The organism is Paenibacillus sp. S150, from assembly GCF_019352175.1.
Classification (GTDB): Bacteria; Bacillota; Bacilli; order Paenibacillales; family Paenibacillaceae; genus Paenibacillus_AQ.
The window spans coordinates 244,367-256,791 of sequence record NZ_JACBYI010000004.1; the positions used below are offsets into that span (position 1 = coordinate 244,367).

Here is a 12,425-nt window from a genome sequence, read left to right on the forward strand (position 1 = left end):
TATATGCCGAAGGAAGGGATAAAATGTATGTCCTTATCCGAACACTAGGGGAGAGGGAAATTTGCCAGGAGGGATGATGACCAGTGTATTACATTAAAGACGCCAAAATCCGCAGAATGACCGAATATGACGGCGCGCCATGCGCAGAGGTTGGCGTATTGCCGGGGGCTGTGGGCGATTCCGCACTTTTGGTGTACATTGTTGAGGACCAGCGCGAGGAAGGCTATGAAATTGTGCGCATTTTGACGAATGACGCAGATACCGCAACCGATTGGTTTGACAACAATTTGCATGATGCGTTTGAGGATGTGACGGTCAGCGCGTTCGCCGGCAGCGCCATCATGACTCCCGAGGATGAACGGTCGAAGTTCCAGCGGGAGCTGCTCATTTTTGGGGATTTGAAAAAACAGCTGGAGGCGCATTTTCAGAAGCTGTCCTGAGCTAACTAAAGAGCGGCATCTTGTGCCGTTAATATCTGCCCCGGAGGCGGTTATTGAAGGAAGCGGCGGCTGGATTGCGGCTGCCTCCGCTCCGGGGGCAGAAATGCCGGGAAAGTATGGCGGACGGGCAAACTTTTGAGCAGCCTCTTGAAAATTTTGCCGGATACGTTATAATAAATAACGTTGCGTTAATACATATGGCTTAAAAGTTTTCCATTTTCACATTTGTCCCGGTAGCTCAGCTGGATAGAGCATGCGCCTTCTAAGCGCACGGTCAGGGGTTCGAATCCCTTCCGGGACGTCACAAAGCAGCCTCCTTCGGGAGGCTGCTTGTGCGTCCGGGGAAGAGCAGCCCCCGGTGGGGTTCGTTGGAGCATAGGCATCGGGAGCCAACGCATCGCAATCAGCCCGTGAGGGCTGCATCCCTTCCGGGACGTCACAAAGCAGCCTCCTTCGGGAGGCTGCTTGTGCGTTCGGGGAAGAGCAGCCCCCGGTGGGGCCGCGGCAGCCTGTGTTCCCTGAACTTGAGTTACGGAAGTCCCCGCAGCAGCCTTCGCAACCAGAGATGCTAAGTGGATTTTGTACCACTAAATTCTCCGGAATTCATGCCACAACGGGATTAGTGGGATTTTGTACACTTAATTCGGGGGAGTTCGGTGCTTGATGGCTAATTGAACCGAATTAGTGTTACTTTTTCCACTTCATGCTGCTAAGGGAGCTGAAGAAGCTTCGATTAGTGTTACTTTTTCCACTTAGAGTCTGGTGCAGCTCGTGTTACTAAAATCCGACGCAGCAAGCTGCGGGAAATTGAACCCGCAGCGATTAAACTAGGTGAGTGATCCTCAGGTTTTTGTTGTATGAAATGCAGTTACCTGGCTCCTTGCTGCCGGTAAAGGTCTAGTCTTGCCTGGATTTACTTCCTGCTTTGCCTTGCTGACATATTTCCGGCTCTCCCGGCCAATTATATGCCCCCGGCAGTATGCTCCGCTTACATCCGCTCCGGCTTTGGCAGCCCGAGCACCTCAAGGACTTCACCCAGCGTGTTCCGGAAGCGTAAGGTCAGCCAGAGGCGGAAGCGGATGGAGGCGGCCTCACCTTTTAGAATCGGACATGCCGAATAAAAGTTATTGAACAGCGAAGCCAGTGTGTGAGCAAAGTTACAGATGACATTTGGCGTCAGCTCAAGGCTCGCCGAATAAAGGGTGTCCTGCCAGGTGCTGAGCTGTCTCAGCAGGGCAAGCTCGGCTCTGTCCAGCTGTGCGGGGAACTGGGGAGGCGCGTCTGCTTTTGCCACAGTGTCAGCGGCTTTGCCGAGCACGCTCCCTGCACGCGCATAGGTGTACATCAGATACACTCCGGTGTTGCCGGAAATCTCTGTGGCCTGCTTGAAGTCGAAGACAATCTCTGTGCCCAGATTGAAGCGGAGCAGGTAATAACGGATTGCTGCGGTGGCGATGAGCCGGCTGGAGAGGCCGGTTTTGTCGGAGCGGGTAGCCTCGATGGTATTCTCCATGAGCTGAACCAGATCCGTTACCTTGACACCGATCCCCTGGCGGCCGGACATGGCGTAGGAGCTTTTGCCATCCGAGGTATCAATGCCGAGCTCGGCGGCGGAAGCCGGACTGAGTGAAACCACACCGTAGCTGACATGATGCAGCTTCTCTGCCTGCGCTGTGAACCCAAGAACCTCCAAAGCCTGCTTCACCATGGCCTGCGGATACTCCTGGCGGCAGTCGATAACGTTGACCACCCTGTCCGCTTTGCCAAAAGGCAGCTGTGCTCCGGTCAAGCCGGTTGTCCACAGGCCGGTGCTGAATTCGCTGTAGGCGAACTCCTTGTCCAGCAATCCGAACTTCCAGAGATGATAGGCGATATCCTTGGCGGTGTAGGTCAAAATCCCGTTTGAACGCACCAGCACCTTGTCCTTCTGATGATCCTCCGCATCGCTTTCTGCTCCCTCAGCCGCCGGTTGTTTCAGAACCCAGCAGCCTGCCAGCTTGCCCTCCGGCTCCTGGATGAATACGGCTGTCTGCTCCAGCAGCGAACAAGCCGAGGACCAGAAGCCCTCCTTTAAAATATTGCTCTCCCAGACCAAAAGATCGTACGCGATGCCGAAGCTCTTCATTTCCTCGACATGCTCTCTTACAATACGTTCAGCTACCAGATTGCCCAGCCAGGCAGTGTTGCCGTGACCTCCCTCCAGCTCATGGAGAATCTCCGTCCGTTTATGGACCATGTCCGGCTGCTGTACATATTCCTTGTTGATGGCGGCGTAAATATCCCAGCAATAATCCCCGAACCGGGTATGCTCTCCAGCCAGCGGCACATGCAGCAAGCCCGCTACCGTATCCGCCAGCTGATTGCCAAGATCATCCACATAGTTGTGGACTTCCACGCTGTAACCGGTTTTCCGCAAAATCCGCACCAGCGCATCCCCGATGCAGGAGTTTCTGAGATGCCCTATATGCATGGATTTGTTCGGATTTACGCTGGTGTGCTCAATGATGACTTTTTCCCCGCTGCCCGGAGGAAGCTCAAAGGAATGCGCTGCCCACACCTGCCAGTTGATGTATATGTTGATGAACCCGGGAGCCGCAATCCCGGTCCGCTGCAAAATGCCTCCAACTGCGCCCATCTGCTGCATCTCCGCGGCAATCAGTCCGGCGATGGCCATGGGGGCTTTGCGCAGTTTTTTGGCCAATTGCATGGCTATGCTGCTTGAATAATCGCCGAAATCGGCATTGGCAGGCTGCTCCAGCGAAACGGTTACCGGCTCTGCAGAGTCAGGACCGAGAGTGTTGATTACGTTGTGTACGCTTTGTTCCAAATGGCTTGTGATCAGCTGACTTAACAATGGGTTACCCTCCTTAAATGATGCAGCTATATTGCCCGCACAAATCACGTTCGTGTTCAGGTTCAAATCCTCGGCTCCGGTAAACACCAAAAAACCCCGTCTCTAAAAGAGACGAGGGCATAAGCGCTCGCGGTACCACTCTCGTTGCTGAACGCAGGGTTCAGCCGCCTCACAGGTTAACGGCCTTCAGCCGGGACTTCCTACTGCCAGTTCAAAAGTCCATCTCCCGGGTGCGCTTCATGACAGGCTCTGTACCGGCTTACACTCTCCCGGCTCGCTGGGACTAGGGTCCTGGATCACTACTTTCCCGTTCATTGAATGTAGATTTATTTTTATCAGTATAGCGAATTTATGGAAGAAAGCAATAGCGAATGTCTTGGAAGCAATTATATAGATCGAACTTAAAAGCATCATCGAAAAAGGAAGAGTGGAAGAGTGGCGGAAGGGGAGTCTGGAACTGCAGGAGCGGAAGCGTCCGCCTTTGACTGCGGATTTCCACCGCGGACAGCGGTATTGAATCGAGAAATCTGCAGGGCGGGCAGCGGCCGGAAGTCCAAACATTCTCTGGAGTCACGGCCGAACCTAAATTATAACAATCACAAGCTCAATCTATATAGTTTGAAAAATACATTTTCTATAATTATGCGTTTAAAGGAGTTTTGTCCACACGGCTGCTTCACCCTTTGAATATTAGTATGTTGATAAATCAATAAATATTTGAAGGGAGAGTTGAAAAAAATGAGTTTTTTATCTACAGGGCCGATAGAAAACAATTTAACAGGCGGCCTGAGACCTACCCAGGAGATCACGGTCAAAATTGACAACCGCAGCAATGATACGGCCTCTATAGTAACGATTCATGGTTACTTTCTTAATGGAGCACGAACGTTATACGTCGATGAAACCCTGAATTTGTCGCCTAATCAAGTGCTGACCAGAACTTATTATGCCAATCTGGATGCACTCGAATTCAATTTTATAACCTCAGGCCTGACAGATGATCCAATCCAGATTTCTGTTTGGGGAAAAACCAGCACAGGCCAGCTTGTCACAGCCCATCGGCTGGTCTCCGCTGAACTGCTGGGAGCGACAGCAACGGGAGGGACCGGGGCAACAGGGTCGACCGGGGCAACGGGTGTGACTGGAGCGACAGGAGAGACGGGAGCAACGGGTGTGACCGGGGCGACCGGGGTGACGGGTGCAACGGGTGTGACTGGGGCGACCGGGGTGACGGGAGCAACGGGTGCGACTGGGGCGACCGGAGTGACGGGAGCAACGGGGTTGACCGGGGCGACGGGAGAGACGGGAGCAACGGGTGTGACTGGGGCGACCGGGGTGACGGGAGCAACGGGTGCGACTGGGGCGACCGGGGTGACGGGAGCAACGGGTGCGACCGGGGCGACCGGGGTGACGGGAGCAACGGGTGCGACTGGGGCGACCGGAGTGACGGGAGCAACGGGTGCGACTGGGGCGACGGGAGAGACGGGAGCAACGGGGTTGACCGGAGCGACCGGGGTGACGGGAGCAACGGGTGCGACTGGGGCGACCGGGGTGACGGGAGCAACGGGTGCGACCGGGGCGACCGGGGTGACGGGAGCAACGGGTGCGACTGGGGCGACCGGGGTGACGGGGGCAACGGGTGTGACTGGAGCGACCGGGGTGACGGGAGCAACGGGTGTGACTGGGGCAACCGGGGTGACGGGAGCAACGGGTGTGACGGGTGCGACCGGGGCAACAGGAGCCATTCCTGCAGGGCTGTCCGAGTATGCGTACATTTATAATTTAGCGGCTCAAACTGTTCCTTTGGAGACAGATGTCACTTTTAGTAATAATGGATTAATTGTTGGAGCAATTACCCATACTGCCGGAGATTCGGTTATTACTATAGGTACTGCCGGAGATTATGCGATCTGGTTCAATGCGACCGGTGTTGAAGTGAATCAATTTGCACTTTTTCAGAATGGTTCATCAGTTGATGGAGCTATTTATGGTTCCGGTGCGGGAACACAGGCAAACCCAGGGATGGTAATTATCACTGCGGCAGCAGGAGATGTTATTACGCTGCGGAATCATTCAAGTGCTGCGGCTATCACATTGCAAACCTTGGCAGGTGGAACGCAGACGAATGCCAATGCTTCCATCCTGATCCAAAAGATAGACTAGCTCATCTGCATCAGTCTCATACAGGCAGATAAGATTGCCGTCCTCAACGCTGCGGAGCTGGCAACCGGCTAAGCAAGATAGCTTGTCTCCAATATCTTCCCTTCAGCACTATTCTCATAGAATCATCTTATTAATACACAAATTTGCAAATGCGCTTCTGCTGATATTGATGAATGGCGCCTGTCCTCTGTCCACACGTTAGCGCTGTATCCGAATATAGTAAATTGTGCGATTAATTATCAAACACTGCTAGAGTCTGAGATTCTCAGGCTGCAAATGGATGATTGATAAAAGAAGGAGGAATGGAAGGATGGCCATATTATCAACTGGACCGATAGAAAACAATCCAGTTCTCGGAGTTAGACCAACACAACAGGTTACGATTAAATTGGTATGCCGGGATACTGTGGATTCTGTCATGGTGTCCATTCAGGGTTATGTGCTAAGCACAACAAGAACGTTATATGTAAATGAAGTGCTCAATATTGCAGCTAATGAAGTAGTGACCAGAGACTATTTTGCGAATATGGATGCCTTCGAATTTATTTTTACAACGGATTCTGCGGATCCGGAAGCGATAGGAATTTCATTGTGGGGCAAACAAGCCTCGGGGCAACTGGTTGATGCGCACCGGGTGGTGGAACAAGAGAACACAGTTGAGGATGCTTAGTGGAAGATAGAGTAAATCATCCAACAGAAAAGGAGAGCTGGAGCCATGAGCTTTTTATCTACTGGACCGGTAGAAAATAATGCCGTTAGCGGTGTGAGACCCACGCAGTCAGTTACAGTCAGAATTGATAACCGCAGCAACGCGGAGGCCTCAATCGTGCAGATGCAAGGGTATTATATGAGTGGCGGAATGAGAATCTTGTATGTCAGTGAATCACTTAATATCTCGCCGAATCAAGTGATAACCAACAGCTATTTTGCAGATCTGGATGCCTTCGAATTTACCTTTACAACATCAGCGGCGGTGGATGATCCCATTCAAGTTTCATTATGGGGCAAGAGCAGTACCGGCTCGCTGGTAACGGCCCACCGTTTGGTTTCCTCTGAATTGTTGGGCGAAGTCCCCAGCATTACCGGAGCAACAGGCGCAACCGGGGCAACGGGAGATCCGGGGGCAACAGGTGCAACCGGGGCAACAGGAGACGCGGGGGCAGCAGGTGCAACCGGGGCAACAGGAGACGCGGGGGCAGCAGGTGCAACCGGGGCAACGGGAGATCCGGGGGCAACAGGTGCAACCGGGGCAACAGGAGACGCGGGGGCAGCAGGCGCAACCGGGGCAACAGGAGTTCCGGGCGCAGCAGGTGCAACCGGGGCAACGGGAGATGCGGGGGCAGCAGGTGCAACCGGGGCAACGGGAGATGCGGGGGCAGCAGGCGCAACCGGGGCAACGGGAGATGCGGGGGCAACAGGTGCAACCGGGGCAACAGGAGATGCGGGGGCAGCAGGCGCAACCGGGGCAACGGGAGATACGGGAGCCACAGGTGCAGGAGCGATTATTCCTTATGCATCAGGGCTTCCGGCCGTGTTGACGACTGTACTGGGCGGACTTTTGAATACCTCCAGCTTGATCGGTTTTGGCAACAGCGCTACAGGAGTCAGTGTTGCCGGAGGGATAATTGATCTCACAGGCGCTGCGGGCACCTTGCTCAACTTTGCCTTCTCGGCTCCGCGTGACGGAACAATTACTTCACTGGCCGCTTATTTCAGTACAACAGCGGCGCTTAGCCTGGTTGGCTCAACAGTAACGATTACGGCCCAATTGTTCCAATCAACCACCCCCGACAACACCTTTACAGCCGTACCGGGTGCGGCTGTAACGCTGGCTCCGCCACTGACCGGCATTTTGTCCCTGGGCACTATAAGCAGCGGATTAACTACAGGACTGAGTATTCCGGTAGCCGCCGGAGACCGTCTGCTGATGGTCTTCTCGGCATCAATAACGGCCGGACTTGATGTGGCTGCAACCCTTGCAGGGTATGCCAGCGGCGGCCTTACTATCACCTAGCAGCTTGCCGCTTTTATAGAACCAAAATACAGGAACCCCTTGCCTTATGGGCTGAGGGGTTCCTGTTTCTGTGCAGTCATGCAAATATAATATAGCTTTATACCAGGTCGCAGGCTTCGGCAGGCATCCAGTGGGCATCCTGGCCGTCCCATTTCACATTGCAGCCGATCGGGTTGGTTAGAGGCTCGCTGACGGGCTTGCCGCTAACCAGCTCTGTGAGCGCGTTATCCAGATCGTTGACGGTCATTTTACCGGCTTCCCGGGGATTATCAATGCCGCGTCCGGTATAAACCAGCTTGCGGCTCCCGTCAAAGACAAAGAAATGGGGTGTGCGCAGCGCACCATAAGCCCGTGCAGTCTCCTGAGTGTCATCACGGAGATACACCCATGGAAATTTGTGCTCTTCCATGCGCGCAACCATATGCTCATAGGAATCGTCAGGATGCGTAGTTTCGCTGTTGGCATTGATGCCTACAAAGGCCACGCCTTGTTCGCGGAACTTGTCCGCTGTACTGCGGGTCACTTCATCGGACCCGACCACAAAAGGGCAATGATTGCAGGTGAAGAAGACAACCAGAAATTTACTTGAACCAAAGCTGTCCAGGGAATAGAATTGTCCATCCGTCGCTTTCAGGGAGAAGTCGGGCGCCTTGGCACCCGGCTCTAAGGTGAAGCTCATAGAAAAGCACCTCCATGAATTAGGTTGTGATGCCAGAATCACTACTATTATAGCGGAATTGCGGCTAGAACCAAAATGGGGCTGTAGGTCAGAGCATCAGAATCTCGCGGATATCTTTTTCTGTGAGGGAAGACAAGGCTTCCTGCCCCGGCTCTATCACTTCATCTATCAGATTTTTTTTCTTTTGCTGGAGCTCGTACATTGTATCTTCCACCGTGCCTTGCGCGATCAGCCGGATTACCTGGACCACTTTTTTTTGCCCAATCCGGTGTGCACGGTCAGCGGCCTGCTGTTCGACGGCGGAATTCCACCATAGATCATAGAGAATGACGGTGTCCGCACCGGTTAGATTGAGGCCTGTGCCGCCGGCCTTGAGCGAGATCAGGAACAGATCCCGCTCCCCTTCATTGAAGCGGCTGCAAAGCTCAACCCGCCGGGAGGATGGGGTCTTGCCGTCCAGATAGAAATGCGAAATCCCCAGCAAGCCCAGCTCGCGGCTGATCATGCCAAGCATCTCGGTGAATTGCGAGAAAACCAGCATCCGTTTGCCGGAGCTGCGGCACTCCTCAATAATCTCCAGCAGCTGCTCGAATTTGCCGGAGCCTCCCGTATAGCCGTCAACAAACAGCGCAGGGTGGCAGCACAGCTGGCGCAGCCGCGTAAGCCCGGCGAGCACCTTGATTCTTCCATTGCCGAAGCTGTCGCTGTCCAGATGCTTCAGCGCTTCCTTCCGCAGCCGGGCAAGATAGGCGGCATACAGCTTCTTTTGCTCCGGCAGGAGCTCCGAGGCCTGCAGGGACTCTATTTTGTCCGGCAGCTCTTTGAGCACATCGCTTTTGAGGCGGCGCAGCAGAAACGGCCGGATTCGCCTTGCAACGGTCTCTCTGGGCAGATCATGAAAGGCCTTTTTGCCCGGAAACAATCCAGGGAATACTACGCCGTAAATAGACCACAGATCCTCCAGCGCATTTTCCACCGGCGTTCCGGTAAGGGCGAAGCGGTAGCGCGCCTGCAATGCTTTTACCGCCTGTGCGGTCTGGGTGGCATGGTTCTTGATCATCTGCGCTTCATCCAGGACGAGCGTATGGAAGGACGACTTGGCATACAGCTCTGCATCGCGGCGAAGCAGCGGGTAGGAGGTGATAATGACATCGCAGCCTGCGGCATTACGCAGCGTCCGGCTCCGCTCGGTCACGCTCCCGTCAGCGATAGCCGCCTTGAGCTGCGGAGCGAAGCGCTTCAGCTCATTCTGCCAGTTGTAGAGCAGGGAGGCCGGAGCGACAATGAGCGCAGGCACTCCGCCATGGCGGATATCAGCGAGCTCCGAGAGCAGGAAAGCGATGCTTTGCAGCGTTTTGCCGAGTCCCATATCATCTGCCAGAATCCCACCGAAACGGTAGTGGGCCAGCGTCTTCAGCCACTGGAAGCCATACTGCTGGTAATCCCGCAGCACAGGAGCGAGCGTATCCGGTACCGGGAAATCAAGATTCTCCGGATTATGCATATTGGCCAGAAGACGGCGGAAGGAACGGCCAATGCTGACTGCATCGGTCCCTCCTTTTTCCGTGTCGGCGTTCAAATGCAGCCCCCGGACCAAAGGCAGGGAGAATTCCGCACTCTGGATATCTGCGGCAACAACCCCAAGCTCGTTCATTAACGCAATGATTTCCTGCAGCTCGGCGGTTTCCAGCGGCAGCAGCGCCCCGTCCGGCAGGCGGTAATATTTGCGTTTCTCCTGCAGCGACTTCAGCACCAGCACGATGTCAGACTCCGGAATGCCGTCCATGCCGAATTTAAAATCAAGCCAGTCGGTTTTTTCATTCCAGGTCAAGCTGGCTTTGGGCGGGGGAGTGCCGGTAAGCAGCCTCCCCTTGACGGCAGTGGTTGCATAGACCTGCAGCAAGGGCTCCAGCCGTGGAATCGTATGATACAGGAAGTCATATTCCCCTTCCTCGTCATTCATAATATAGCCGCTGTCCGTCCTGGAAAAAGATTCATGGGCCATCAGCTCCAGAATCTGCCGCTCGGCTTCACCGTCCCGCATCAGGATGACTTCATGGCCGCGTTCGCAGGCCTTTTCCGCCAGCGGGTTGATCACAATGCTGCCATATTGAAATTCCAGCCCGGTGAGCAGCCGGTCCCTCACCCGGTCCAGATAAAGTCTGGCTTGCAGCTGCGTCTGCACAACCCGGTCAGCGATGGCATCAGCGATATGCACCTGTCCCAGCTTTTGGAGGCCGGGAATGACCTTGTCCATAAAAGGCTCCATTTGCCCCGGGGCGATAACGATCCCGCTTGTTCCGGATTCGGCCAGCATCTTCTTCAGCTCAGCGAGCCGCCTGCATTCCTGCACCGGCAGCTTGAGCAGCCTGCCTTCGGCCAGTACAAGCCCGTAATCCTCCAGCACCGTAATTTGCACCAGTCCCTGAATGTCCAGCCGGTAGCCGCCTTCCTTGGCCTCATCGAACCGAAAGCTCAGCGGCGGCAGCCCGCCTTCAATTGGAATACCCGCTGTGAGGGTATCTCCGGCCTGCAAATGAACGGAGGGCGATCCGGCCAGAACAGGGAGAAGAGGCTCCCAGAAAAAAGGCGGAATGGCCAGTATCCGCTCCCCGCCGGTACTTCCCGAATATGACGGGTAGGGGCTGATATTGTCACGGTATACCCGTTCATTCTGAAGAATCTCAATCAGTCTCAGCAGTACCGCATTATCCTCCTTCTTGAAGCTGTGCAGGGCAGGATCATAGATGAAATGCTTGGAGAATTCAAAGGGCTCGCCACGGCGGACGCGTTCCAGGAACGCTCTTATTTTCTGGACAATATACAGGCGTTTCGGTCCGGCCTTCAGTTCAATGCCGAGCATCCGGCTGCCGAAGTTATAGGAAAACGGCTTGCAGATGAATTCCACCTGCAGCGGTATCCTTATATCCATATAGGTTCCTGCTCCGCTTGGCTGCCCGCGGCTGTTCCCGAACAGCCCCAGCATGCTGCTCACAAGATGCCGGTCGTTCGGAGCGGCGGCAGGGCTTAACGGCCCCCTGTCCGAATGGCGGGGAACCAGTCCGCGCGGCCCGCTGCTCCCGCCGGAGGACGGCTCCGATGGATACAGCCCATCCCCAGCCTCCTCCCCGGTATACAGGATAGCCACCAGACTTCCGGCGATATGCTTGCAGAATGGTCCGCCGCGGGTATAAGCGGGACAGGAGCATTTCCCGTTTACATCCCCATCACTGTCTATGGTCAGCGAGATATCGTAAGTTTCCAGTCCGCAGTAAGTGGCGTGATACCTTGAATATTCCAGCCCCCCGTTATTCTCCACGGCGTCCAGCCGGACTTTTCCCGCTTCGTAATCCTCTGAGCCCCGTTCAAAAGCAGACTTGCCGCACAGCAGCCTGATTACCCGTTCCGGTACATAAAAGCTCAATGCGTGATCACTTCCTTATAACATTTCCTTGAATCCTGAGTTGCTATAGTTCCCATATTAACAGAACATGCGTACGCCTACAAAACCAAAAAGTGGCGGAAGCCCCACACCTCATGGAGAGATGTTAAGGCCTCCGCCGCTTCCCGTCTGGTTATTGATCCTCCCGCCGCAGAGACGGTCCGCTGATTCCATGCAGGATGAAATCGATGGTCAGGTTAATTTCCGCTTCATCGTCCCAGTCCTTGTCGGGCATCAGCAGCAGCCGTGTCAGCAGATAACCGATCACCGAGGAGATGGTGAAACGAATGATCGAAGGCGCAGGCGCATCAATAACCTCGCCCTTTTCCTTGAAGTGCTCCGTAATCGCCGTTACGCGCTCGAGCACCTGGGCAAGAACATTTTCAATGAATTGTTCTCTGAGCACCGGCTGGAAGGGGATTTCCTGAATGAAAATCCGGAGGATTTTGAAGTTGTTGCGGGCGAACTCCAGGCGGTTTATCATAAACGCCCGCAGAAACGCTTCATAGCTGTCAAAAGGAAGATCCAGCACACCGTCAAATTTGCGCATTACGAAAGGGGCGATCATCTTGGTCATCGCCGGACTTACGATAGACAGCAGCAGTTCCTTTTTGGTCTTGTAGTAGCGGAATATCGTACCTTCGGCCACTCCGGCCTTTTGGGCAATTTCACTGGTGGCGGCGGCCGCATAGCCCTTCTCGGAAAATACTTCAATGCCCGCTTGCAGAATGGCCAGCTGCTTGGGCGTCATTTTTTCTTCCTCACTGATGGACAGCAGCTCTTTAATCCACTCTTCCTGCCCCTGCTGCTCTGCCGTTCTGTTCTTCTCCATC

General features: G+C 54.5%; 8 protein-coding genes, 1 tRNA gene and 1 other annotated feature. Of the genes, 5 read left to right on the plus strand and 4 right to left on the minus strand.

Annotated features, from left to right (window positions below; all coding sequences use genetic code 11):
• The first annotated feature begins 83 nt into the window (after positions 1 to 83).
• Together HYD27_RS06970 and HYD27_RS06975 are read left to right on the plus strand one after the other, a co-directional pair.
• The gene (locus HYD27_RS06970; protein ID WP_219212925.1) at positions 84 to 440 is read left to right on the plus strand and encodes a hypothetical protein; all 357 of its coding nucleotides are present in this window, start codon (positions 84 to 86) and stop codon (positions 438 to 440) included.
• 227 nt (positions 441 to 667) lie between these two features.
• Positions 668 to 741: transfer RNA gene (locus HYD27_RS06975), tRNA-Arg, on the plus strand.
• A gap of 687 nt (positions 742 to 1,428) precedes the next feature.
• Here HYD27_RS06975 and HYD27_RS06980 read toward each other — a convergent pair.
• Complete coding sequence (locus HYD27_RS06980; protein WP_219212927.1) at positions 1,429 to 3,294, minus strand: arginine--tRNA ligase; 1,866 nt, start codon at positions 3,292 to 3,294, stop codon at positions 1,429 to 1,431.
• 104 nt (positions 3,295 to 3,398) lie between these two features.
• Positions 3,399 to 3,618: a binding site (T-box leader), on the minus strand.
• Between the two features lie 414 nt (positions 3,619 to 4,032).
• Here HYD27_RS06980 and HYD27_RS06985 point away from each other — a divergent pair.
• From HYD27_RS06985 to HYD27_RS06995, 3 genes are all read left to right on the plus strand, one after another.
• Complete coding sequence (locus tag HYD27_RS06985) at positions 4,033 to 5,457, plus strand: collagen-like protein (RefSeq protein ID WP_228745015.1); 1,425 nt, start codon at positions 4,033 to 4,035, stop codon at positions 5,455 to 5,457.
• 310 nt (positions 5,458 to 5,767) lie between these two features.
• Positions 5,768 to 6,127, plus strand: coding sequence for a hypothetical protein (locus tag HYD27_RS06990; protein ID WP_219212929.1), 360 nt, complete (start codon positions 5,768 to 5,770; stop codon positions 6,125 to 6,127).
• A gap of 45 nt (positions 6,128 to 6,172) precedes the next feature.
• Positions 6,173 to 7,471, plus strand: coding sequence for an exosporium glycoprotein BclB-related protein (locus HYD27_RS06995; protein WP_304623694.1), 1,299 nt, complete (start codon positions 6,173 to 6,175; stop codon positions 7,469 to 7,471).
• A gap of 97 nt (positions 7,472 to 7,568) precedes the next feature.
• Here the strand turns inward: HYD27_RS06995 and HYD27_RS07000 are convergent, their stop codons facing one another.
• From HYD27_RS07000 to HYD27_RS07010, 3 genes are all read right to left on the minus strand, one after another.
• Entirely contained in the window at positions 7,569 to 8,150 is a 582-nt protein-coding gene (locus tag HYD27_RS07000; protein ID WP_219212931.1) for a thioredoxin family protein, read from the minus strand.
• Between the two features lie 88 nt (positions 8,151 to 8,238).
• Entirely contained in the window at positions 8,239 to 11,574 is a 3,336-nt protein-coding gene (locus HYD27_RS07005) for a DEAD/DEAH box helicase (RefSeq protein WP_219212933.1), read from the minus strand.
• 151 nt (positions 11,575 to 11,725) lie between these two features.
• Positions 11,726 to 12,424, minus strand: a complete 699-nt coding sequence (locus HYD27_RS07010) for a TetR/AcrR family transcriptional regulator (RefSeq protein ID WP_219212936.1) — start codon at positions 12,422 to 12,424, stop codon at positions 11,726 to 11,728.
• Position 12,425: the final 1 nt, after the last annotated feature.